The sequence below is a fragment of the Streptomyces sp. MNU89 genome, assembly GCF_020982505.1.
GTDB lineage: Bacteria > Actinomycetota > Actinomycetes > Streptomycetales > Streptomycetaceae > Streptomyces > Streptomyces xinghaiensis.
On record NZ_JAJKLL010000001.1, the window covers coordinates 3422499 to 3445757 of the forward strand.

Consider the following 23259-nt stretch of genomic DNA (forward strand, 5'->3'; position numbering starts at 1 on the left):
CATGATCCAGTTGCTCGGGTACGTGTCCAACGGCGGGCTGGCCACCTATGTACTGCGGGCCGGGGTGCTGACGCGGCCCGCCGCGCGCGCCGCCTGGCGACTCGGGACGGCCTGCGGGGTCCTCTGCTTCCTGGTGGTTCAGGCGGCGGCCCCCCTGGTCGGCTCGCTGTGGGACATGCCCGAGATGACGCCGCTGCTCCGCCTGCTCGGCTGCCAGTTCCTCGTCCAGCCGGCGGCCACGGTGGTGATTGCCACGCTGCGTCGCACCGGGCGAGCCCGCACGGCGGTCACCTGCGAACTCGCAGGCCAGGCGAGCGGCATCGCCGTCGGTGTGGCACTGATCGCCCTCGGGTGGAACCCCCTCGGGCTGGCCGCCGCACAGCCCGCGGCGGCGGCCGTCACCCTGGCAATCGTCACGCTCCGGCCCACCGCCCGCCCGCGCTGCCCCCGGCCCTCCGGTCCGGGCGCGAGAACTGCTGGCGCCCTCGGGGTTCCTGGCTGGCTTCGGCCTCCTGGAGTTCATCGGCACCAGCTCGCCCACCTGGACGGCCGGCCACTTCTTCGGGGCGGGCGCCACCGGTGCCTACTCCCGCGCCTCCTATTTCGTCGGCCTCCCCTCCCAAGTCCTCTTCCAGGGCCTGAACGCGGCGGCCACCCCGCTGCTCGCCGAGCGCCGGGCCTCGGATCGCCTCGTCGGTGGCCGGGCGGCGGAGCACGTCGTGTGCGCCGCGTCGGCGGCGACCTTCGTCGGCTTCGGGGCACTGTGCGGCCTCGGGCCGGCTGCGCTCGGACTGCTGCTCGGTCCGGGCTGGACGCTCGCCACCGCCCTGGTGCCCCTCACGGCGGCAGGGGCCGGCATGGCTCTGCTGTGCCGGTCCGGAATGATCGTCGACCAGACCCGGCACGCGGGCGGGGTGGTGCTGACGACCCAACTGACCGCGCTCTCCACCACGTTCGCCGGGATCGCCGTCGCGGTCGCCGAGCAGAGCCTCGTCCTCCTCGCCGGCGCGGCGGCGCTGGGGCAGGCGGCCGGGCACCTGGTGCAGATCGGCGGCTGGCACCGGGCCGGCCTGCTTCACACGGGGACGGCGCTGCGCATGCACGCGATCCACGCCGTCATCGGTGCCGGGCTGGGTGGTGCGGCCGCGCTGGGGGGCGCGGGCCGTCCCCCGGCCGCCGGATTCGGCTACGGCCTCGTCTGCATGCTGCCGGTCGTCCTGCTCTGCGCCCTCCTGCGCCGCCGGATTCCGCTGTACGCGGTGGCCGCCGCGACGGGGATGCTGCGTTCCCCCCGAGCAAGGCACGCCGACCCCGAACCACTCGGAGCGGGAGTCCGGTTCGCAGCCGTGGCCCGTGACGACGTGAAAGGAAGCTGACCATGCACATCGGCTTTGCCGGTCCCGTGGACCTCACGACGCTCCGCGACCGGCTGCCGGAGGGCGTCCCACCCGTCTACGCGTTCCCGTACACCGGCTGGCTGGTGCGCACCTGGCTGGAACAAGGACACCGGGTAACCGCCTACGCCCTGAGCGCCGAGGTGAGCGAGCGTCGTGTGTACGGGGACGGCGATCCGCTGCGGATCGTCGTCGTACCGCAGCGCCCCCAGGCCCGGCACCGCGCGCGCGACTTCTTCCGCCGCGAGCGCCGGGAGCTGGCCGCGGCCATACGTGCGCACCCCGCCGACGTGATCAGCGCCCACTGGACCTACGAGTTCGCCCTCGCGGCGGCGGACAGCGGACTGCCGTCCTGCGTCACCGCCCACGACGCGCCCCTCCGCGCCGCCTGGGAGATGCGCAGTGCGTTTCGCTGGACGCGCCACAGCCTGGCCCTGCCCGCCGTGCACCGGGCCACCGCCCTGAGCGCCGTCAGCCCGTACACGGTGCGGCATCTGCGGCGCTGTCTGGGCGTGCGGCGACACGTCCAGGTGATCCCCAACGGCGTGCTGCTCGACTCCCTGCCACGGGCCGGGGCTCCCCGCCGCGACGCGGAACCGGTGTTCGCGTCGGCGCTGCAGGGGTGGGGCCGGCTGAAGAACGGAACCGGGCTGCTGCAGGCCTTCCGTCTCGTGCGCGTCCGGCTTCCCACGGCACGACTGCTGGCGTTCGGCCATGGATTCGGCCCCGGCGGGCCCGCCGAGAGATGGGCCGTGGCGAAGGAGCTCCACCACGGGGTGGACTTCGTCGGACGCACCGACCATCCGCTCATGGCGCAGCGCCTCGCCCGGGAGGCCGACGTGCTGGTCCACCCGTCCCTCGCGGAGAACCTCCCCCTGACGATCCTCGAGGCCATGGCGATCGGCGTGCCGGTCGTGGCGGGTGCCCGGAGCGGAGGGGTGCCCTGGGTACTCGACAGCGGTCGCGCGGGCGCCCTGACGGACGTCGACGACCCAGCGGTGCTTGCCTCGACCATGACGGAGCTCGCCCGGGACCACGAGCGGCGGGCACTGCTCGCCGAGCGGGCCCGGAAGCGCGTCGAGGGCGACTTCCGGCTCCAGGACGTGGCCCGTGCCTACGTCGACTGGTTCCGTACGGCCTGCTGACCACTCGCCGCACCGCCCGTCGCCTCTCGCCCGGGCCCCGTACGCCGGGCGGGCGTCCACCACCACCGGCCTCCTCCCCATCGAATCCCGACGCACGCGCGAACCGGCTCTGGAGGGCCCATGTCACAGCACCAGCTCACGAGGCACTACGACACCAAGTACGCGGCGGACGCGACGAGCGAGGCACCCGTCCCGCTCAGCCTCGACCAGCCACTGCCCAGGGACCGGTTCGCCGCGGCCGTGGCCGAATTGCCCCGGAGGCTCCCGAAAGGCGCGGACGTCCTGGAACTCGGCGCCGGCAACGGCCTGATCGCCCGGAGTCTGCTCGCGGGGGGCGTGCCGTTCGGGTCGTACACCCTCGGCGACCTGTCCGAGGCCCGGATGGCCGGACTGCGGCGGAACTTCACCGACCCCCGGTTCCGGTTCGCGCAGACGGACGCGGAGCGGCCCTCCGCGACCGTCCAGGGGCCCTTCGACGCAGTGCTGATGGTGGCCCTGATCGAGCATCTGGTCGATCCGCTCCGGGCCATGATCGACGTCTGCTCGCTCCTCAAGCCCGGCGGATTCGTGTACGTGGACACGCCCAACATCGCCAAGTGGACCCGCCGGGTGAAGCTCGCGCTCGGGCGCTTCCCCTCCACGGCCTCCGACAACGAAGGGCTCACCACGTACGCCGGCCGCGAGGTGGACCTGCACGACGAGGGCCACCTCCACTACTTCACCTACCGGTCACTGGAGCTCATGCTGACCGGCCGCTGCGGCTTCTCCCGGGTGGAACGCACGGGCTACTTCATCGGCCCGCGGCCCATCAACGCCCGTGTGGGGACCCGGCTGGCCCGCCGGTACCCGACCGTCTTCTCGGAGATCGCCTGCTTCGCCTACGCGTAGGAGACGTCGGACGGGCCCGCGCCGCCGTCCGGACGACCGCCCGGGCCGCCGCGGATGCCCTGCTCCGCCGAGCGGACGCGGCATCCGCGGCGGCCCGGGTCCTCACGCGGGCCTCACGGACGCCACGTAGTTGCTCACCCCGCGGAAGTGCTCGAGTTCCTCGGTGTACTCCCGCACGGGCAGCAGGACCCCGCCGGGGCAGATCCGCCACAGCCGGTAGCCGAGCGGGGAGAGCAGGTCCCAGAAGTCGCGGAAGAAGGTGCGGGAGTACACGTTGGCCGAGCCGAACTCGAAGGCGATGGACGTCACCTTCCCGTCCCGGAGGCTGCCGGCCGCTCCGCGCAGCGCCTGGAACTCCGCTCCTTCGATGTCGAGCTTCAGCAGGTCGATCCGCTCGACCCCCCAACGTTCCACCTCCCGGTCGATGGTGGTGACCGGCACCTTCTCCTGATGAGCCGTCATGTCGCCGAAGTAGGAGTCCCTGCGGCGGTGGACGGACGCCACGCCCGAGCCCGGAGTGTCGGCGAAGATCGTCGCGGAGCCCTCCTCGTCGCTCACCGCGGCGGGAATGACCACCTGGTTCGGGATCCTGGCCCCGGCCAGCGCCGACCGGCACGCGGGCTGCGGTTCGAACAGGAAGAAGCGGCCGTCCCGCGTGCCGAGGGCGGAGCGCAGCCCGGCCGACCACTGGCCGTAGTTCGCACCCACATCGAAGACCACGGGGGCCTCGACGCCCCGGAGGCAGCGCCGCGCGGCGTGGATTTCGCCACGCAGGTCCCAGCCGGTCCCGGCGCCCCTTCCCTGGAGGATCTCCAAGTAGATCTCGAGCAGACGGGTCCCCTGCCGCATCCGCCGGCTGCTCGCCAGCCGGCACAGCTGGGGCGCCGCGGCCTTGGCGGTCCGGCCGAGGAGGCCGGCTTCATGTACCTGCATGCGGATTCCTTTGGTCTCGTTCCATCGCCTGCAGCAGCCCGTCGCCGAAACGCGCCGCCATGCCCTCCGTCGTGTACGCCGCGACATCGCTCCGGCAGGCCGTACGGAGGGCGTCCAGCCGTGCGGGGTCGCGCAGCAGCGCGGTCACGGCGCCGGCGTAGGCCGTGGGGTCGTCCGGCGCGACCAGCGCGTTGCGGCCGTCGGCCAGGTACTCGAACTCAGGGGCGTGCCAGGGCCAGTCCGTGGTGACGACGGGCGTGCGCAGGGCGAAGGAGTCCACCGCGCAGAGTCCGACCCGGCCCGGCATCAGCATGACGTCGCCGACCGCCCCGAGCGGCCCGGCGCTCGCTCCGCCCCGCCGGCCCACCGCGACGACCGGGCTGCCGGGCCGGTTCGCTGCGGCCTCGACCAGGTGGCGGTCGGCGCCGTCGCCCGCCACCAGCAGCCGGAAGCCCGGGAGTTCGGCGGCGATGCGGTCGGCGCACTCCAACAGGAACGGGATCCGCTTGGGCGCGTCCAGCCCTCCGAGGTACAGGGCGGTGCGCCCCTCGGTCAGGCCGTACCGCTCGCGCAGCAGCGCCGCCTCGGCGAACTCCGCCGTCCCCGGCCGCACGGCCCGGGCGCGCGCGGCGACGAGCTCCGCGGTGTCGACGGAGTTGCGCACCACGGTGATCCGGTCGCGGGGGAAGCCCCGGGAGGCGACGTGCGCCGCTCCGCCCTCGGTGTAGGCGAAGAACCAGGATCCGAGCCGGGTCAGGGCGCCCTTGGCGACGGCTTCCACGCGGCTCGGCGGCTTGGTGTAGGTCCGGCCGTGCCCCCAGAACGCGACCCGGGGGGCGCACCGCAGGCGGCCCGTCGACCGGAGGAGCAGGGGGTACGCCTCCAGGTTGTGCAGCGCCTGCTCCAGGACGACGAGGTCGGCGGAGGCGGCCCGGCGCTGCACTCTGCGCCAGAGCAGGGACCGTCCTCCCGGCAGGGCGACGCGCCGGGTGTCGACCTGGGTCGCGCAGGCGCAGGACGCGGCGTCCCCGCGTTCGGCCTGGTGCGCGGGCGCGGGCCCGTGCAGCACTTCGAGTTCCACGCCCTCGGCGGCCAGCCGTGTCTGCAGCCGGTCGAAGAAGGACGTGCGGTAGCCCGCGACGTACGGCTGCACCACGACCACGCGGCGCCGGCCGCTTCCGGCGGTCACCACGACGGCTCCGCGACAGCGGCCGCCGGCCGGCTCGCGGCCCGCGCCAGGGCCTGGGCGTACACGGCCTCGATGCCGGCCGTCCAGGACCGTGCGCTGTACCGCTCGGCGTGCACCCGGCGGCAGTGCTCACGCAGCAGGGGGAAGCGCTCGCGTGCCGTCACGAGGGCGTGCGGCAGCTCGCCCGAGGCGCCGTAGACCGCCCCCGTACCGTCCCTGCGCACACTGTCCGCCGCCGCCGATCCGGCGAGGGCCAGCACGGGTACTCCTGCCGCCAGCGCCTCCTGACAGACCAGGGCCGTGGCGGACTCGGGGCAGACGCTGGGGAAGACCAGACCCGTGTAGCGGGGCAGCCGGGCGGCGATCTCCCGGCGCGAGAGCGTGCCGAGCAGCCTGACCCCGCCGGGGGCGGCTTCCCTGCAGGCCGGCTCCAGTGGTCCGGAGCCGATCAGGTCGAGGGGTTCGCCCTCCGGCCAGCTCCGGAGCAGGGGCAGAACGCCTTTCTCCTCGCTCAGCCGGCCCACGTACACCCATCGCGTGCCCGCGCCCGGGGCCGGCGCGGTCCAGTCCTCCGGGGCAGCCGGGCTCCCGGACGCGACGAAGTTGGGTACCAGGGCCAGCTTTTCCGGCGGCACCCCGAACCGCTGGTACAGGTCCCGGCTGCGCTCGGAGAGCGCCACCAGCCGCTGGGCGCGCCGCAGCAGGGGATGGGCCGCCGCCCCGCGCCGACCGGCCCAGGTGAGGGGGAGCGTCGCGCCGCGCCGGCCCCGGTAGCACCCGTGCCGCAGTCCGGTCCACCGGTCGCCGTCGGGGCACGCGGTGCAGGTCTTCCCGTCGCGGAAGAGCGTGGCGGCCGCGCACACCGGCCGGTAGTTGTGGAGCGTGGCGACCACGGCGCCGGGCCAGCGGTCCAGCCAGTCGGTGGCGAAGTTGGGGAACAGGTTGTGCACGTGCACCACGTCGGGGCCGAGCCGGCGGAGTTCGGCCAGCGGCGACCTGCCGCGGCCCGTGGCGACCCGGACCGCCGCACGCAGGGTGTAGCCGCGCTCGGTCTCCAGCGCGTCGGTGTGGGCGGCGACCAGGGTGACGTCGTGCCCGGCGGCGCGCAGCGCCTCCGCCTGGTCGAGCACGGCGGCGTTCTCCCCGCTCGGCCGGCGGGAGGAGTAGAAGCTGTGCACCAGCGCCACGCGGTGGGCCGACAGATTGCCCGGTGGACGGTCCGTCCGGGGACGGGGTGCCTCTTGTGCTGGCATGCGGTCTGCTGCTCTTTCCGGTCGCGGATGGGCGGTGGGCGGCGCGCGGTGGGCGGCGGGGCCGGCCGTCGGACGACGGCCGGCCCCGGCCCGGCACGTCAACGACGGTTCAGCACGGCCTCGTACAGCCGCTCGGCGAACTCGGCCTTCGAGGCCCAGGTGTGCTGCCTGGCCCACCGAGGCCCGGCCTCCGCCGTGCGGCGGCGGGCCTCCTCGTCGGCGAGCATTCCCGCCAGCGCGTCGGCGAGGCGCCTGGGCAGGTCCGCCGGGTCGCCCAGCGGCACGGGAGCCGCGCAGCCCGGCGCGGAGAAGTCCCCGACTCCCTGGTGGTCGAGATGCACCACGGGCAGCCCCCGGGCCCACGCCTCGAGGTTCTGCACGCCGAAGGAGTCGCGGAGGCTGGTGAAGAGCAGCACGTCCGCGTCGTCGTACGCGGCGAGGGTGTCCTTCCAGGGCAGCCGGCCCCGGAAGAACACGGACCCGGTGAGCCCCAGCCGGACGGTGAGCCGCTCCAGGTCCGCGCGGAGCGGGCCGTCCCCGAGCACCACGAAACGGGCGTCGGGAACGCGGGCCGAGAGGAGCGCGAACGCCCTCAGGGCCAGTTCCGGCGCCTTGATGGCGGTGAGCCTCCCGACCCAGAGCACGGTCGGCGGGCGGTCCGGCCGCTCCGGCCCCTCCCGCGCGGGCTCCCGCAGCAACTCGTCGGGCACACCGTCGCTGAGGACCATGCGGGGATCGGCGCGGCCCAGGCGGCGGGCCCGTCGCGCGGTGTCGCGATTGGTGGTGAGGACCAGGGCCGCCTCCCGGAGCGTCGCGCGGCACGTCGGACGCAGGCTCATGCCCCGCACCCACAGCAACTCCCGCACCATCTCCTGGAAGTACGCGGGTCCCAGCCAGCGGCGGTGGCTGCGCGGCGCGGTCTGCCCGCCGCCCACGGGGCCGAACACCAGCGGCGGTCCGAGCCGCCGCAGCGCGCTGCCGCCCACGAGCGAGCCGTACGACACGTGGTGCACCAGATCGGCGCAGCCGAGCCCGTGGCCGCGCGCGTGTTCCAGGGCGCGCCGCTGCCATCCGTCGTAGTGGACGAACTCCAGGGCCTGGCCGCGCAGGAAGCCCGGCAGCACGCGCACCCACCAGGGCCGGGGCGGGGTGGGGACGACGTGGGTCCTGATCCGCCGCCCCACCGGGCCGAGGGCCTCGATCCGCCTGCCGATGTGCTCCGTGTTGCCGCCGTGGGGACGGGTCAGCAGCTCGACCGTGTGTCCGCGCCGGGCCAGCGCCTCGGCCCAGGCCCAGCCCATGCCCGGCTCGGTGCCGCGGCTCGGGTCGCACGCGTACGACGCCAGGACGATGCGCAGCGCCCGCGCGGTGGGGGCGGGGGCGGGACGTCGTTCCGGTGGCGTACGTCCGGGGCCTGGCCGGTCGGGGCCGTCAACGCGCCCTCTCCCGTCTGCCGGTGAGTCCCGTCCCGACGTCCGAAGGCCGCGCCGGCGGGGCGGACGCCCGCGGAGCCTGCCGGAGGGCCGCCTGCCGGACGGCGGCCCCGACGAACCGGGCGTTGCCGAACAGATAGCGCCGCCACAGCCGGCGCGGCTCGCAGCCCAGCCGGAACAGCCACTCCAGTCCGCCCTGTTGCATCCAGGACGGCGCCTGCCGCTTGCTGCCCGCGATGAAGTCGAACGCGGCGCCCACCGCCATGGTCACCACCGGCAGCGCGGCGCTGAGCTCGGCGGCCCGGTGGTCCTGCAGCGGGGTGCCGAGACCCACCCAGACGATGTCGGCCCCGCATGCGCGGATGTCCTCCTCCTGATCCCGCAGCTCCTGGGCGGTCAGCGACCGGAACGGCGGGGAACAGGAACCGGCGAGCACGGCCCGGGGGAAGCGCCTCCGCAGTTCGCGCTGCAGCGCGGCCAGCACCTCGGGCGTGGAGCCCAGCAGGTAGTGGCGCAACCCCGTGCCCTGGCTCATGGAGAAGACGTCCAGCATCAGGTCGGGGCCGTAGACGCGCCCGCGCGGCAGCGCCGTGCCCCGGTGGAGGAGCTGGTTCGCCCAGACCACCGGCTGCCCGTCGGCGAGGTTGAGGAACGCCGAGCGGAGGGTCCTGAGCAGCGCCGGGTCCCGGTCGGCCAGGGCGAGGGTGTAGGCGTTGCACAGGTGCACGTCGCTCCCCGCGGGGGCGAAGGCGGCTGTGCCGGCCTGTGCCGACCGGTGCGCCTCGCGTGCCTCCCGGGTGTGCAGGGCGCGGTGCACCACCCGGCGGGCGGCGCCCTCACGGGTGTGCGCCGTGACGGGCACGCCCAGACACGAGACGACGGGTACGGAGGCTGTGCCGCTCGCCGTTTCGCCGACCGCCGTCATCGACGGGCCCTGCCGTTCACCACGGTGACGGGGTGCCGCCGGGGGGTGGTGCCGTCGAAGTCGATACGGCGGCGGAAGTCCCCGACGGTTTCGCGCAGGCCGTGCTCCACCGGGGTCGTAGGGCTCCAGTCCAGCAGTTCGCGAGCCAGCGTGATGCTCGGACGGCGTTTCTCGGGGTCGTCCTGCGGCCGGGGGACCAGCACGATCTCGGACGGGGACTCGGTGAGCTTGCTGATCCACTGGGCCAGTTCGAGCATCGTGATCTCGTGGGGGTTGCCGAGGTTGACCGGGCCGCCGTGGCTGCTCCCGATCATCCGCATCAGCCCGTCGACCAGGTCGTCCACGTAGCACAGCGACCTGGTCTGGCTGCCGTCCCCGGTGACCGTGATCGGCTCTCCCCGCAGGGCCTGGCGGATGAACGTGGGGATCGCCCGGCCGTCGTCCGGTCGCATCCTGGGCCCGAAGGTGTTGAAGATGCGCACGATCTTGGCGTCCACGCCGCGTTCCCTGCGGTACGTCATCGTCAGGGCCTCGCCGAAGCGCTTCGCCTCGTCGTACACCGCGCGCGGGCCCACCGGGTTGACGTGCCCCCAGTAGCTCTCCGGCTGCGGGTGCACCTGCGGGTCTCCGTACGACTCGGAGGTGGACGTCAGCAGGAAACGGGCGCCCTTCCCCGCGGCCAGGTCGAGGGCGTGCCACGTGCCGGCCGAGCCGACACGGAGTGTCTCCAGGGGCAGCCTCAGGTAGTCCGCCGGCGAGGCCGGTGAGGCCAGGTGGAGCACGGCGTCCACGGGCCCCGGCACGTCCAGGCCCTGCGTGATGTCCCGGTGTTGGAACTGGAAATGCCGGTTGCCTGTGAGGTGTTCGATGTTGTCGGGGCTGGAGGTCAGGAAGCTGTCGACGCAGACCACCTCGTGGTCCTGCTGAAGCAGCCGCTCACACAGATGCGAGCCGATGAATCCGGCCCCACCCGTCACTACCGCACGCATGCAGATCCTCTCGGCCGTCCCGCCCGGGCAGCTGGGCGGCGGCAAGCCGCAGTGTCACTGCCGAGACTCGGACTGAAGTCATGTTTCTATTCGTTTATCTGATATGGGTGTATTTGTCATTATCAGGGCGGTAACGCTCCTGTGTACGGCATGTTCCACCCGTCTGCCGCAGTCAGGAGAAGGGGTGCTACATGCCGGTGTCCACGGCCGAAACGGCTCACCGCCCACCGTCCCCGTACCGGCAGGCGCGCCGGGGGGGCAGGACGGCCAAGCGGGCCATCGATGTGCTGGGCGCCGCCGTCCTGCTCCTGCTGGTGGCACCGGTACTCCTCGCGGCGGCCATCGCGGTGAAGATCGACACCCCTGGCCCGCTGCTGTTCCGCCAGCGCCGTACCGGCTGGCGGGGCAAGGAGTTCGAGGTCCTCAAGCTCCGCACCATGGGAGTCGGAGCCGAGCGGTTGCGGGCAGCCATGTCCGCCCGCAACGAGGCGGACGGACACCTGTTCAAGATCCGTGAAGACCCCCGGGTGACCGCGGTCGGACGGTGGCTGCGCCGCTACTCCCTGGACGAGCTGCCGCAGCTGGTGAATGTGCTGAAGGGACAGATGTCCCTGGTCGGCCCCCGGCCGCTCCCGGTCGGGGACTCCGCGTTCACCGGAGAGGCCCGCCGCCGTCTCCTGGTCCGCCCGGGGCTCACCGGTCTGTGGCAGATCAGCGGCCGGTCCGACCTCGCCTGGGAGGACGCCCTGCGCCTGGATCTGGAGTACGTCGACGCCTGGTCGGTCAGGCTGGACCTGATGATCCTCCTCCGGACCCTGCCCGCCGTGCTGCGCGGTGACGGCGCCTACTGAGGGGTGCCCACCGAGTCGCAAGGCGACCGTCACATCCAGGCCGGGCACCGGCGAGGCCACCCAGCGCGGGCCGCCGGACCCGGCCAACGGGATCAGCGAAGGAAAGGGACACCGGATGCCCGAGTTCCGCTCTGGTACGCCGCACAGCCAGGCGCCCCCTCCCCGGGCCGGGTGGAGGCGCCGGGTACGCATGCCGCCTCGGCGGACGAACGACGGCCGACGCGCCGCCGGCCTCCCCTGGCCGCACGGACGCCGCGTCAAGGTGCTGGCGTACGCGACGGCCGGGCTGCTCCTGGCCGGTGCCGCCTGGATCGCGGTGACCGGTGTGCTCGCCGCCCAGGAACTCCTGGCCGCCCAGCGGAAGCTGGAAACGCTGCGCCCGCGGACGGCCGCGTCGCAGTCAGCGGCGGGCACACCCGCCGAGGCCGCCGCGTCGAAGACCCGGACCGCCGAAGCCGCGGTGCGCGGCGCCGCCGAGCATGCGGCACGGGCGCATCGCCTCACCACCGGCCCGGCCTGGTACCCGGCGGCTCAACTACCCGTGCTCGGCGCCCCGCTGCGTACCGTCCGCGGTATCGCGGAAGCCTCCGACCGGCTGGCCGGCGACGTGCTGTCCCCGCTGGCGCGCACCGCCGGCGAGGTCGGCGCCGGCCCGGGGGACGACGGCGGGCTGCTGAACCTCTCCGCCGTGCGCCGTGCGGCTCCTCTCCTCGATCACGCCTCGCGCAGCGCGGCACGGGTGCGGACCGAGGTCGACGCCCTCCCGCACCGCACATGGCTGCCGGCCGCCGACCGGGCGCGTACCCGGCTCGCCCGCCGGCTCGACCGGCTCCGTCCTCTCACCGGAGACGCCGCCGCGGCGGCCCGGGTGCTGCCGTCGATGCTCGGAGCGGACGGACCGCGACGGTACCTCGTGGTGTTCGAGAACACCGCCGAGGCACGCGGCACCGGCGGGCTGCCCGGAGCCTTCGCGGTGCTCAGGGCGGACCGGGGCCGGATGAGTTTCGAGCGCTTCGGGAACGACACCGAACTGGCCTCGGTCAAAGCGGATGTGGACCTGGGAGCCGAGTACGACGCGCTGTACGGCCCCAGCGCCCCGGCCGCGACCTGGGTCAACTCCAATGTCAGCCCGCACTTCCCCTATGCGGCACGGATCTGGGCCGCCGCATGGCACCGGCACAGCGGCCAGAGGGTGAACGGCGCGATCTCCCTGGATCCCAGTGTGGTGTCGGCACTTCTCGCCGCCTCCGGCCCCGTCCGGCTGCCCGACGGGAACACCGTCACCGCCGGTAACGTGGTGGACCTCACCGAGCGCGCCAGCTACGCGGTTCATCGGAACACCGCGCGGCGCAAGGCATTCTTCCTCGACGTCGCGCGTGCCGTGGCCACCCGGCTGCTCGACGCCGCGGAGGATCCGGCCCGCCGGCCCGCCCTCGTCGCGGCGCTGCACCGGCAACTGGCGGCGGGGCGGATCAAGGTGTGGAGTGCCCACCCCGCCGAGGAACGCGAACTCCTGGCGGGGTCGTTCGGCGGAGCGTTGCCCGACGGGTCCGTCCCGCTGGCCGGACTGGTGGTCAACAACGCGGCGGGCACGAAGCTGGACTACTACCTGGACCGCGAGCTCGTCTGGGCACCGGGACGGTGCGTCGACGGCCGGCGCGAGATCACCGTGACGGCCCGCCTGACCAACCGGGCACCGGAGTCGGGGCTCCCGCCGTATGTCACCCAACGGGTGGACGACCCGCTCCACGACACCCGGCCGGGCGACAATCGCCTGCTGGTCTCCTACTACGCGAGCGCGGGGGCGATGCTGTCCCGGGCCACGCTGGACGGCCGCCCGGCACTGGTGAACCACGCCACGGAGCGCGGCCACCCGGTCTTCACCCTCGATCTGGAACTGCCCGCGCGCAGCACGCGCACTCTCGTCCTCCACTTGCTGGAGCCGCCCACCGGCCGTGCTCCGGTCGTGCTGCGTCAGCCACTGGTGCGTCCCCTGCGGGCCACGGTGCGCCAGAACGGTCCGTGCGGAGCCTGATGCCCCACCGAGCAAGAGAGCACTGACGCCATGTCGGACGTTTTTCTCCCCGTTCCGGCCGAGGGCGCCTCGCCTCCGCCGTTGTTCCGCGTACTCGTCGTGTGCACCGCCAATCTGTACCGCTCGCCGCTCGCCGAGTGCCTGCTGAGGGAACGGCTGGCCGCGGCTCGGGAGGTGATCCGTGTGAGCAGCGCGGGAACACACGCCGTGCCGGGCGGGCCGATGGCGGCCGAGGCCGCCTCCGTCCTCGCCGGCTGGGGTGGGGATCCGTCGGGCACCGTCTCCCGCCGGCTCACCGCCGAGCTGGTCGAGAGAGCGGATCTGGTGCTGGGTGCCGCGGCGGAACATCGTGAGGCGGCCGTGGGACTGTCCCCCGTACGGGCGTTGTCCCGTGCGTTCACGCTGCGCGAATTCGCCCGGCTGCTGCGGGCCGAGGACGCGGCGGACGCGACGGCTCCCTTCGCCCGGCTCACCTCGCTGGTCCGGGGCGCGGCCGGCCGGCGTGGAACCGAACGGGTACAGGGGGGCGATGACGACGTGGCCGACCCCCTGGGTGCGGACGTTCGGAGCGCACGGCAGTGCGCGATGCGCATCGAGGAGTCGGTGAACACGATCGCCGCGGCCATGCGAGCCGGCTGTTCCCCCGCCATCAGCTCTCAGCAGCGCGGCCGACGGCACCCGTCCGCCCGGTGACGGACCTTCCGTCACCGGGCGGACGTGGCGCCGGGCCGTGCGGGGCACTGCCGTGGAGGCCGCGGAGTGGGGTGAGGCGAAGGGCGGTCAGTGCTTCCGGAGCCGACGGGCGAGGAGGATCCCGCCACCGCCCAGGGCCGCCAGGCCCGCGGCCCCGCCCATCAGGAGAGGCGTTTTGTCGTCACCGGTGTCGGCCAGGTTCCGCTGTCCGGCGGGGAGCGCGGCGGCACGGGCCTGCTGCTTCGGTACCGCCTTGGCCGTGCAGGGATCGTCCCCGGGGCGCTTGAGCACGGTGATCCCGGCCTCAAGGACCCGTGCCGGGTTCCACGCCCGCAGCCGGAAGACGTGATTACCCGGCGTCGTGCACCGGGGGATACGCACCGATCCCCAGACCGCGCCGAGCCTGTTGGCCCTGAAGTACCCCAGCCTGGTCTGTTCCGGAAGCAGTTCGGCCACGACCGCCTGTTCGGAAGCGAACCCCCTCCCGATGAAAGCGATCTTGCTCCCCTGGTACACGGCCGTGGAACTGAGGGTGAGGCCCGGGGACGGTGGTGGGTATTGGGCGTGGGCGGGTTGGGCGCCCAGGACCGGCACGGCGGCGAAAGCAGCGGAAGCCGCCACGGCCGCCACAGCGGTACGCCACTTCGATGGCGCATTCATCTCGTTCACTCTCCTCAGGTGGCATCCGACCAATAGGACGTAAGGGTCAATAAAGACATGTTCATATATAACGCCAGATAGGCTTGACTAACACCTTGCACTTGGGTAGTCGCCAGATGGCTTACGCGAATGGCCCGACCGGCCCCGCTCGGCTCAACGGCGACAGAGCCGCCACCCTGCACCCTTTGCGCAGATTTCACGGATATGCTCGCTCCACCTCTCAAGTTCCGTTTTGTCGATCTTGTGCACATCTGGGGATGGGTATCGTGGATCTGTCCGACTACCTCCGGTTCCTCGTCAGGCGCTGGCGCGCCATCGCCGCTCTGGGGCTGCTGGGAACGGTGATCGGTGCGTTCGTCACCTACGCCGCCACTCCTCAGTACCGGGCCACCTCAACGCTCTTCGTGTCTCTTCAGGACTGGGACGACACGGTCAAGCTCAACCAGGGCAACAGCTTCGCCCAGGCCCGCGTCCGTTCCTACGCGGAAGTGGTCTCCAGCCCCCGGGTGACCAAGCCCGTGACACAGGCGCTTCACCTGGACCTGACGCCCTCCCAGCTCGCTCGGAGAATCACCACGGAGGTGCCGCTCGACACGGTGCTTCTCAAGATCACCGTCCTGGACACGCAACCGTCCCGGGCGGCCCGGATCAGCAATGCCGTCGCCCACCGCTTCGCCGAGGTCATCACCGACATCGAACGACCGGTGGGCGCCCGGAGCTCACCCGTCCGGCTGAGCGTCACCGAGCCCGCCACCAGGCCGTCGTCGCCGGCCTCGCCCACGCCCGTGCTCAACGTGGCCCTCGGGCTCGTGGCCGGGCTGACCCTCGGTACCGGACTGGCGTTCGCACGGGAGTCGCTGGACACCTCGGTCCGCAGCCGCAACGACATGACCCGGTGCCTCGCCGCGGCCGGTGGACCGGCCGTACTCGGCAGCGTCGTCTACGACCAGCGCGTATCCCGGCACCCGGTGGCGACGGACGATGACGTGTTCAGCCGGCGGGCGGAGGACTTCAGACGGCTGCGCACCAGCCTCCGGTTCGTGGACATCGACAGGCCCCCCAAGGTCATCGCGGTCACCAGCGCGGTGCCCGGCGAGGGGAAGACGAGCGTCTCGATCAACCTGGCCGCCGCGCTCGCCGAGTTCGGGTCCTCCGTCTGTCTCGTCGACGCGGATCTGCGGCGCCCCAACGTCGCTCGGACACTTCGCCTGGTGGAGGGCGCCGGACTGACCACCGTGATGATCGGTCAGGCGAGTGCCGAGGAGGTATTGCAGTCGGCGGGCTCCTTCACGGTGCTGGCCAGTGGGGTGCTGCCACCGAACCCGGCGGAGATGCTGGGCGCGGGGCAGTTCCGCACCGTGGTGCGTTCGCTGGCCGACAAGTTCGACCACGTCGTGATCGACACCGCGCCGGTGCTCCCGGTGGCGGACACTCCGGCCATGGCCTCGTCGGTGGACGGCTACCTGCTGGTGGCCCGGTTCGGGAAGAGCACCACGGGCCAGATCACCGAGGCCGTGCGGGCCTTGCAGGAGGTCGGCACGACGGTGCTGGGCGGCATCCTCAACATGTCCCCGGCGAAGGGCGACACCGAGCAGTACGGCTACGGCTACACGTACAAGCCGAAGAGCCAGGGACGCCGAGCCCGGCTCCGGCGCCGCGGCAGGCCCGCGCCGATGGACGCCTTCCCCGCGCCGGCGGCACCGGCCGTGCACGGCTCCCCGCCCCTGCGCGGCGACAGCTCCGGGGACGGCTCCCCGGACCCGGCGGAGAACCGCTCCGCTCCGTCGGCCGCGAACGAGAGCGGAGACCGTCACTGACCGGAGAGGGCGGCACGCGGGCGTGGTGCCGTGGACCGGGTCGTCGTCCGCGCCCGGGATCCGGCGCGGCGCACGGTGGCTCCCGGCCGGCGTGCCGGTCTCAGCCCTTGCGTGCACTCCTGGCGTACCCGGCCGTCGCCGCCGTGGCTGTGGCCGGAGCCGTGCTCGTCCCCTCCTGTGGAACGGACGGGGGCTCACCGCTCCGGCCGGAGGCCGCGGCCCCGCCCGCCGCCGATCGCGTCGATCAACTGCGGGCCGAGGTCCTCGACGTCATGCCGCATGATCCCAGGGCCTACACCCAGGGCCTCGAGATGGTGGGCGGCACCCTCTACGAGTCGACCGGCATGGCCGGGGAGTCGTCGGTCCGTCTGGGCCCGCCCGGCCGGCCTCCCACCGTGCGCGCCGACCTGCCGGAACCGCTGTTCGGGGAGGGCATCACCGTCCTCGGGCCGACGCTGTGGCAGTTGACCTGGCTCGACCACATCGCGATCGAACGCGACGCCAGGACACTGGCGGAGCTGCGCCGGGTCCCGTACGCGCAGGAGGGCTGGGGTGTGTGCCACCAGCCCGGGCGCGGCCGGCTGGTCACCAGTGACGGTTCCTCCCGGCTCACCTTCCGGAACCCGCGGACGCTGGCCCCGACGGGTGAGGTCGCCGTCACCCTCCACGGCCGCCCCGTGCCCCAGCTCAACGAGCTGGAGTGCGTGGGCGACAGCGTGTACGCCAATGTCTGGCCCTCCAGCCGGATCGTGCGCGTCAACGCCGGCACCGGCAGGGTGACCGCGGAGATCGACGCGTCGGGGCTGCCGGTCCCGGGGAAGCAGCGGCACGCCGCCGTCCTGAACGGCATCGCCGCCGTCCCCGGCACCGATGAGTTCCTGCTCACCGGCAAATGGTGGCCCAGGATGTACCGGGTGGCCCTCGTCGCCAGATGACCCGGCGCACGGTTCCGCGGCTGCATCGCGCAGCCAGTCGCGGACCACGGTGTGGCCCTTGGGCTCCGATGCCGCGAAGCGCTCGTCCGGACCCGCCAGTCCTTCCGGGCCGGTCCGGTCCACGGCACGGCTGACCAGTCGGCGGCGCCCGTGCCCTGAGACCGTTCGGCTCCGGCAGACGTTCACAAGAACCGCCCCCGGCCTGCGCACGTCTGGATCTACGGTGCCATCAGTCACCTGCGACGGGGGAGAGTTCGTGGAGCAGACGAGAACAGCGCTCGCCGAGCGCATCGCCGAGCGGCGGAGGGGTGTGGGTGACCCTCGGGCGCTGGTCGGTGAGATGCGGCGTTCGGTGCTTCTGGTGCCGGTGGCCGGTGGGGGCCTGTGGTCGGCGCGGTCGGGCGGGGTGCGGTGGATCTGCGGGTTCACCGACGAGGCGGCGCTGGCCCGGTTCGCCCTGCGTCACGGATCCGGTGACCGGCCCATGGACTACGCGGCGTTGCTGGGCGCCCGGATCGTCGACGAGGTCGTGCCGTCCCTGGACGAGCCCGCCGGTCTGGCCGTCGACATCGCGACCGAGGACGGGTCGATGTTCTTCCCGCCGGTCGCCGGCATCGTTCCGGACGGTGTCGCCATCGACGCCGTCGACACCGTCGGGGCACAGGAGGGGCGGGGCCATGGGCGGTGACGGGAGCGATCTGCAGTTCGACAAGGCGGCGGTCGCGAAGTTCACGCGGGGCGTGGGCGCGACCATCGACGGGCTCGGTGATCTCGGCGGCGCCACCGGTTCGGTGATGGGCAAGGGTTTCTCGGCACTGTCGATGACGGGGATGGAGGCCGGGCACCACGGCCTCTCCGTCGACTTCGAGGACTTCTGCGAGCGCTGGGCGTGGGGTGTGCGCGCCCTGGTGAACGATGCCAGCGCGATCGCGAACCGCCTCGGCCTGGCGGCGGGCACCCAGTGGGAGCACGACCAGTACGTCGAGGGCGCGTTGAAGGTGGGCGTCAACTCGGTGATGGGCGGCAATCCGCACGCCACCGAGGAGGAGATCGCCCAGCAGGACTGGGGTGAGACGTTCACTCCCGATTACCTGGATCCGGACTGGAGCGCCGAGTCCTGGGAGCGGGCCGGTCAGGACATGGAACAGACCTGGAAGGACACCGGCCGCACCGTCCTCACCGAGGGCCAGGGCGGCCGGCAGTCCGAGATGCTCAACGAACGGCTCGGCATCTCGGACGACCAGTGGAACCAGGCGCTGGACGACACCTTCGGCCCGTCGCCGGAGGAACGCGCCCAGCAGGGGCAGCAGGGGCAGCAGCAGGGTGAGTCCGGGGGGAACTGACCATGGGTTTCGGCGACTTCATCAAGGACATCACGCCCGACTCGGTGGAGGACGCGGTCGAGGACGGTGTCGAGTGGGCCGGCAACCGGGTCGAGGACGCCGGGAACTGGACCGCGGACCGGCTCGACGACGTCGGCTGGGAGTCCGGTGCGGACTGGGTGCGCGAGCAGTCCCGTTCGGTCGCCAACCGGATGGGTGCCGAGGTCGACGAGATGGACCTCGGGCAGACCGAGGACAAGACGAAGCTGGTCCACGGCAGTGCGGAGAAGATCCGTTCCACCGCGGAGAAGCTGCGCGGCTTCCAGACGGCGTTCGACGACGCCGGCGGCGGTCTGAAGGGCCTGGACTCCTCGCAGTTGAAGGGCGAGGCGGCCGAGGCTCTGCGCAAGGCGGTGAGCACGCAGCCGCCGAAGTGGTTCACCGGCGCGGACGCGTGCGAGAAGGCGGCCTCCGCCCTGTCGGCGTTCGCCGGCACCGTCACCTGGGCGCAGGGACAGGCGCAGACGGCGATCGACAAGTGGAAGGAGGGCGTCAAAGCGTCCGAGGACGCCGCCGACGCCCACCGCAAGAAGGTCGACTCCTACAACAAGGCCGTCGACCGCTACAACGCCCAGCCCGCCGACCAGCGCGACCCCTCCACGCTCCCGCCCTGCCCGGCGCCGACGTTCGCCGATCCGGGCAAGAAGCTGATGCAGGAGGCGCAGGACATCCTCGCCGAGGCCCGCAAGCAGCGGAACACCGCCGCGGAGACCGCCCGCAGCGCGGTCCGCGCCGCCCGCGACAAGGCCCCCGCCAAGCCGTCGTACGCCGACCAGTTGGGCGACGGCCTCCAGGAACTGCAGATCATGGGCGACCATGTCGGCGGCGGGCTGATCAAGGGCACGGCAGGACTCCTCAACTTCGCGCGCGGCATCAATCCGCTGGACCCGTACAACCTCACCCACCCGGCCGAGTACGCCACGAACCTCAACAACCTGGCCGCGGGTCTGGTGGTCGCCGCCAACGACCCGGTCGGTACCGGGACCCAGATGGTCAAGGAGTTCATGAAGGACCCGTCCGAGGGTCTCGGCCGGCTGGCTCCCGACGTTTTGCTGACCGTCGCCACGGGTGGCGGTGGCGCCGCGGTGAAGGGCGTGCGGGTCGCCGGGGAGGCGGCCGACGCCGCACGGGCGCGCAAGCTGATCGACGACGACCCGGACGGCACCCACAACACCCCGGACGGCGACCGCGACCAGGGCGGCGACCCGGTGGACCTGGCCACGGGCCGGATGTACCTGCCCCAGACCGACGTCGAACTGCCCGGCATCCTGCCGCTGGTCTTCACCCGCCGCACCGAGTCCGGCTGCGCGGTCGGCCGCTTCCTGGGTCCCGCCTGGACGTCCACCGTCGACGAGCGTCTGCAGATCGACGCCATCGGCGTCGTGCATGTCACCGCCGAGGGGCTGCTGGTTCCGTATCCGCATCCGGTCCCCGGCGCGTCCACCACGCCGGAGTCGGGGCGGTCGCGCACCCTGCTGGCCCGCGACACGGACGGCGACTACACGGTCGCCGACCCCGACAGCGGCCTGACGTTCCACTTCACCGCTCCGGCCGGCAGCGAACCGGGGGGCGACGGCGTCGCCTGGCTCACATCCATCACCGAACGCAACGGCCACACGATCACCATCGACCGCGCCGAGGACGGCCTGCCGCTGGCCCTGGCCCACTCGGCGGGCCACGAGGTGAAGCTGTCCGTCACCGACGGCCTGGTCACCTCCCTGTCCCTGGCCGGCGCGGGCGAGAACGGCGCGGACCTGCCCCTGATGCGCTACGGCTACGAGGACGGCAACCTCACCGCCGTCACCAAGCCCTCCGGGGCCACCACCACCTTCCTCTACGACGACCGCCGCCGCGTCATCGCCTGGATCGACTCCAACAACAGCCGCTACGACTACGTCTACGACGACCGCGACCGCGTCATCGCCGAAGGCGGCGAAGCCGGCCACGTCCAGATCACCCTCGCCTACACCGGACCCGACCCCGGGACGGGCCACCGCACCACCACGCTCACCACCGCCGACGGGCACGCGACCCGCCACCTGTTCGGCCCCGGCTGCCGTCTCCTGGCCGTCACCGATCCGCTCGGCCACACCACCCGGTTCACCTACGACCCGCGCGGCAACCTTCTGACCCGCACCGACCCGCTGGGCCTCACCGCCGCGTTTTCCTACGACGAGGACGGCCGGGTCGTCTCCGCCACCCGCCCCGACGGCAGCGAACTGCGCACGGTGCGCGGCCCGTTCGGCCTGCCGGTGGAGGTCGTCGGGCCGGACGGCACCCGTATGGTCCATGCGTTCGACGAGCGGGGAAACCGCACGGCGGTCACCGACCAGGCCGGTGCCACCACCCACTACACCTACGACCACGCGGGCCGGCTCACCTCGGTCACCGATGCCCTCGGGGCCACGACGCGCGTGGTGTGCGACGCGGCGGGGCTGCCCGTGGAGGTGACCGATCCCGGCGGCGCGGTCACCCGCACGGAGCGGGACGGCCTCGGCAGGCCGGTCCGTGTCACCGACCCGGCGGGCGGCGTCACCCGCCTGGAGTGGCACGCCGACGGGCAGCTCGCCCGGCGCACCGGCCCGGACGGCGCCACGGAGTCATGGACCTACGACGGCGAGGGCAACTGCCTCACCCACACCGACGCGTCCGGTGGCGTCTCCCGCTTCGAGTACACGCACTTCGACCTGCCGGCCGCCCGCACGCGGCCCGACGGCGCCCGCTACGAGTTCGAGCACGACGCCGAACTGCGCCTCACCCGCGTCACCAACCCGCAAGGGCTGACCTGGAATTACGAGTACGACCCCGCGGGCGAAGTCGTCTCCGAGACCGACTTCGACGGCCGCACCCTCACCTACCGGACGGACGCCGCGGGCCGGCTCGCCGAGCGCGTCGACGCGCTCGGCGGGACCATCTCGTTCGAGCGCGACCGGCTCGGCCAGGTGGTCCGCAAGGACGTCGACGGCCGGGTGACGACCTACGCCTACGACCGGGCCGGGCGCCTGGTGGAGGCCGTCGGACCGGACAGTGAACTGCGCTACCAGTACGACCGCCGCGGACTCACCAAGGCGGAACTGGTCGACGGCCGGCCCATCCTGTACGCCTACGACGTCCTCGGCCGCCGTACGCGCCGCACGACACCCACCGGTCACGTCACGTCTTACGCCTACGGCGCCGACGGCCTGCCCCACCGCCTGACCAGCGGAGGGCACCGGATCGACTTCACGCACGACGCGGCCGGCCGGGAACTCGCCCGGGTCTTCGGCGACGCGATCACCATGACGTCGGCCCGGGACGCGGCCGGACGGCTCTCGACGCAGCACATCACCGCCGGAGGGCGCGACGTCAGCAGCCGCGCCTACACCTACCGCGCCGACGGCCAGCTGGTCTCCGTCACGGACCCGCTGTCGGGCACCCGCGCCTTCGATCTCGACCGTGCGGGCCGGGTCACCGCCGTCCACGCCCGGGGCTGGACGGAGCGCTACGCCTACGACGACGCCGGCAACCAGACCTCGGCGTCCTGGCCGTCCCGCCACCCCGGCAGCGAGGCAACCGGACCGCGCGCCTACACCGGCACCACCCTCACCCGCGCCGGAGACGTCCGCTTCGAGTACGACGCCCTCGGCCGGGTCACCCTGCGCCAGAAGACCCGCCTCTCCCGCAAGCCGGACACCTGGCGCTACGCGTGGGACACGGAGAACCGCCTCACCTCGGTGACCACCCCTGACGGGACCCGGTGGAGGTACCGCTACGACCCGCTCGGCCGCCGCACCGCGAAACAGCGCCTGGCGGCCGACGGCGAGACCGTGCTGGAGGAGACCCGGTTCACCTGGGACGGCCTGACCCTGTGCGAACAGACCAGCCACCGGCCGGACGACCCGACCGTGGTCGCCCTCACCTGGGACCACCGGGACGTCGTCCCCCTGGCGCAGACCGAGCGCATCCTCACGGCCGGCGCCCGCCAGGAGGAGATCGACCGCCGGTTCTTCGCCATCGCCACGGACCTCATCGGCACACCGACCGAACTCATCGACGAGACGGGCGACATCGCCTGGCGCACCCGGAGCACGCTCTGGGGCACCACGGCCTGGCCCCGGAACAGCAGCGCCTACACCCCGCTGCGCTTCCCGGGCCAGTACTACGACCCCGAGACCGGCCTCCACTACAACTACTTCCGCCACTACGACCCGGAAACCGGCCGCTACACCTCCCCCGACCCCCTCGGCCTGGCCCCCGCGCCGAATCCCGTCGGCTACGTGGACAACCCGCTCATCGGGTGCGACCCGCTGGGCCTCATGCCCAAGTACACGAAGGAGGAGCGGGCCCAGAAGCGGATCAACAAGATCGTGGACGACATCGTCGAGAAAGCACAGGACGACGGGTTCAAGAAGCGCCACGACTACCACGGGGACACCCGGCACGCCTTCAGCGACGAACGGGTCGTCGAAATCCTCAAGAACCCGGACGCCGTGTACCACTCGACAGGCACAGCCGGGACGTTCACCTTCAGACAGGGTGACGACATCGTGGTGATCGACGGCCCCGGCAACACCCAGGGTCAGGCCATCACGGCGTACGGACCGTCGGGCATCAAGGGCGAGTCCGGGGCCACGGCGCTCGGCGGTAAACCCACGGACCCCGGCGCCCCGGTGACGCACGAGGACATCGTGAACGGCAGGATTCCCGCCAAGGACGGCCGCTTCCAGCCTCCGGCAGTACAGATCAGATGAGGTAGTG

General features: G+C 72.9%; 17 protein-coding genes and 2 pseudogenes. 12 read left to right on the top strand and 7 right to left on the bottom strand.

Annotation, left to right across the window (positions count from 1 at the left end; all coding sequences use genetic code 11):
• Position 1: 1 nt before the first annotated feature.
• The 4 genes and pseudogenes from E4N63_RS31500 to E4N63_RS14675 all read left to right on the top strand — a co-directional run.
• A pseudogene (locus tag E4N63_RS31500) lies at positions 2-385 on the top strand (oligosaccharide flippase family protein); the annotation flags it as partial.
• Positions 386-719: 334 nt separating this feature from the next.
• Positions 720-1376, top strand: coding sequence for a hypothetical protein (locus tag E4N63_RS14665; RefSeq protein ID WP_230240879.1), 657 nt, complete (start codon positions 720-722; stop codon positions 1374-1376).
• A gap of 2 nt (positions 1377-1378) precedes the next feature.
• A complete protein-coding gene (locus tag E4N63_RS14670; RefSeq protein ID WP_230240880.1) occupies positions 1379-2539 on the top strand; it encodes a glycosyltransferase family 4 protein in 1161 nt (386 codons plus the stop codon).
• Between the two features lie 120 nt (positions 2540-2659).
• Positions 2660-3427, top strand: coding sequence for a bifunctional 2-polyprenyl-6-hydroxyphenol methylase/3-demethylubiquinol 3-O-methyltransferase UbiG (locus tag E4N63_RS14675; RefSeq protein ID WP_125621984.1), 768 nt, complete (start codon positions 2660-2662; stop codon positions 3425-3427).
• A 102-nt stretch (positions 3428-3529) separates the two neighbouring features.
• Here E4N63_RS14675 and E4N63_RS14680 read toward each other — a convergent pair whose 3' ends face one another.
• From E4N63_RS14680 to E4N63_RS14705, 6 genes are all read right to left on the bottom strand, one after another.
• On the bottom strand, positions 3530-4360 hold the full coding sequence (locus E4N63_RS14680; protein ID WP_230240881.1) for an FkbM family methyltransferase: 831 nt from the start codon (positions 4358-4360) through the stop codon (positions 3530-3532).
• Positions 4347-5552 carry a glycosyltransferase family 4 protein gene (locus E4N63_RS14685; RefSeq protein WP_230240882.1) on the bottom strand — a complete coding sequence of 402 codons (1206 nt, stop codon included), beginning with the start codon at positions 5550-5552 and terminating at the stop codon, positions 4347-4349. Before E4N63_RS14685 ends, E4N63_RS14680 begins: the two co-directional genes overlap by 14 nt.
• The gene (locus E4N63_RS14690; protein WP_230240883.1) at positions 5546-6802 is read right to left on the bottom strand and encodes a glycosyltransferase family 4 protein; all 1257 of its coding nucleotides are present in this window, start codon (positions 6800-6802) and stop codon (positions 5546-5548) included. The genes E4N63_RS14685 and E4N63_RS14690 overlap by 7 nt, the downstream gene beginning before the upstream one ends.
• Before the next feature lie 98 nt (positions 6803-6900).
• The gene (locus E4N63_RS14695) at positions 6901-8103 is read right to left on the bottom strand and encodes a glycosyltransferase family 4 protein (RefSeq protein WP_228429394.1); all 1203 of its coding nucleotides are present in this window, start codon (positions 8101-8103) and stop codon (positions 6901-6903) included.
• Positions 8104-8233: 130 nt separating this feature from the next.
• On the bottom strand, positions 8234-9160 hold the full coding sequence (locus E4N63_RS14700) for a WecB/TagA/CpsF family glycosyltransferase (protein ID WP_125622351.1): 927 nt from the start codon (positions 9158-9160) through the stop codon (positions 8234-8236).
• Positions 9157-10149 carry a UDP-glucuronic acid decarboxylase family protein gene (locus tag E4N63_RS14705; RefSeq protein ID WP_230240884.1) on the bottom strand — a complete coding sequence of 331 codons (993 nt, stop codon included), beginning with the start codon at positions 10147-10149 and terminating at the stop codon, positions 9157-9159. Before E4N63_RS14705 ends, E4N63_RS14700 begins: the two co-directional genes overlap by 4 nt.
• A 254-nt stretch (positions 10150-10403) precedes the next feature.
• Here E4N63_RS14705 and E4N63_RS14710 point away from each other — a divergent pair.
• The 3 genes and pseudogenes from E4N63_RS14710 to E4N63_RS14720 all read left to right on the top strand — a co-directional run.
• Positions 10404-11000 (top strand): annotated as a pseudogene (locus E4N63_RS14710) (sugar transferase); the annotation flags it as partial.
• A 190-nt stretch (positions 11001-11190) separates the two neighbouring features.
• Positions 11191-13035: a DUF4012 domain-containing protein gene (locus tag E4N63_RS14715; RefSeq protein ID WP_230240885.1), complete on the top strand. Its 1845-nt coding sequence runs from the start codon at positions 11191-11193 to the stop codon at positions 13033-13035.
• Positions 13036-13065: 30 nt separating this feature from the next.
• Positions 13066-13728 carry a low molecular weight phosphatase family protein gene (locus E4N63_RS14720; protein WP_230240886.1) on the top strand — a complete coding sequence of 221 codons (663 nt, stop codon included), beginning with the start codon at positions 13066-13068 and terminating at the stop codon, positions 13726-13728.
• An 87-nt stretch (positions 13729-13815) separates the two neighbouring features.
• Here E4N63_RS14720 and E4N63_RS14725 read toward each other — a convergent pair whose 3' ends face one another.
• Positions 13816-14388 (bottom strand): LPXTG cell wall anchor domain-containing protein, encoded by a 573-nt coding sequence (locus tag E4N63_RS14725; RefSeq protein ID WP_230240887.1) that lies wholly within the window; start codon positions 14386-14388, stop codon positions 13816-13818.
• A gap of 257 nt (positions 14389-14645) precedes the next feature.
• On the opposite strand from E4N63_RS14725, the gene E4N63_RS14730 reads away from it, so the two are divergent.
• From E4N63_RS14730 to E4N63_RS14750, 5 genes are all read left to right on the top strand, one after another.
• Entirely contained in the window at positions 14646-16205 is a 1560-nt protein-coding gene (locus E4N63_RS14730) for a polysaccharide biosynthesis tyrosine autokinase (protein WP_125622361.1), read from the top strand.
• 107 nt (positions 16206-16312) lie between these two features.
• Entirely contained in the window at positions 16313-17140 is an 828-nt protein-coding gene (locus E4N63_RS14735) for a glutaminyl-peptide cyclotransferase (protein WP_230240888.1), read from the top strand.
• 256 nt (positions 17141-17396) lie between these two features.
• A complete protein-coding gene (locus E4N63_RS14740) occupies positions 17397-17828 on the top strand; it encodes a hypothetical protein (protein ID WP_230240889.1) in 432 nt (143 codons plus the stop codon).
• A complete protein-coding gene (locus E4N63_RS14745) occupies positions 17818-18483 on the top strand; it encodes a hypothetical protein (RefSeq protein WP_230240890.1) in 666 nt (221 codons plus the stop codon). Before E4N63_RS14740 ends, E4N63_RS14745 begins: the two co-directional genes overlap by 11 nt.
• A gap of 2 nt (positions 18484-18485) precedes the next feature.
• Complete coding sequence (locus E4N63_RS14750; RefSeq protein WP_230240891.1) at positions 18486-23252, top strand: putative T7SS-secreted protein; 4767 nt, start codon at positions 18486-18488, stop codon at positions 23250-23252.
• The last annotated feature ends 7 nt before the right edge of the window (positions 23253-23259 follow it).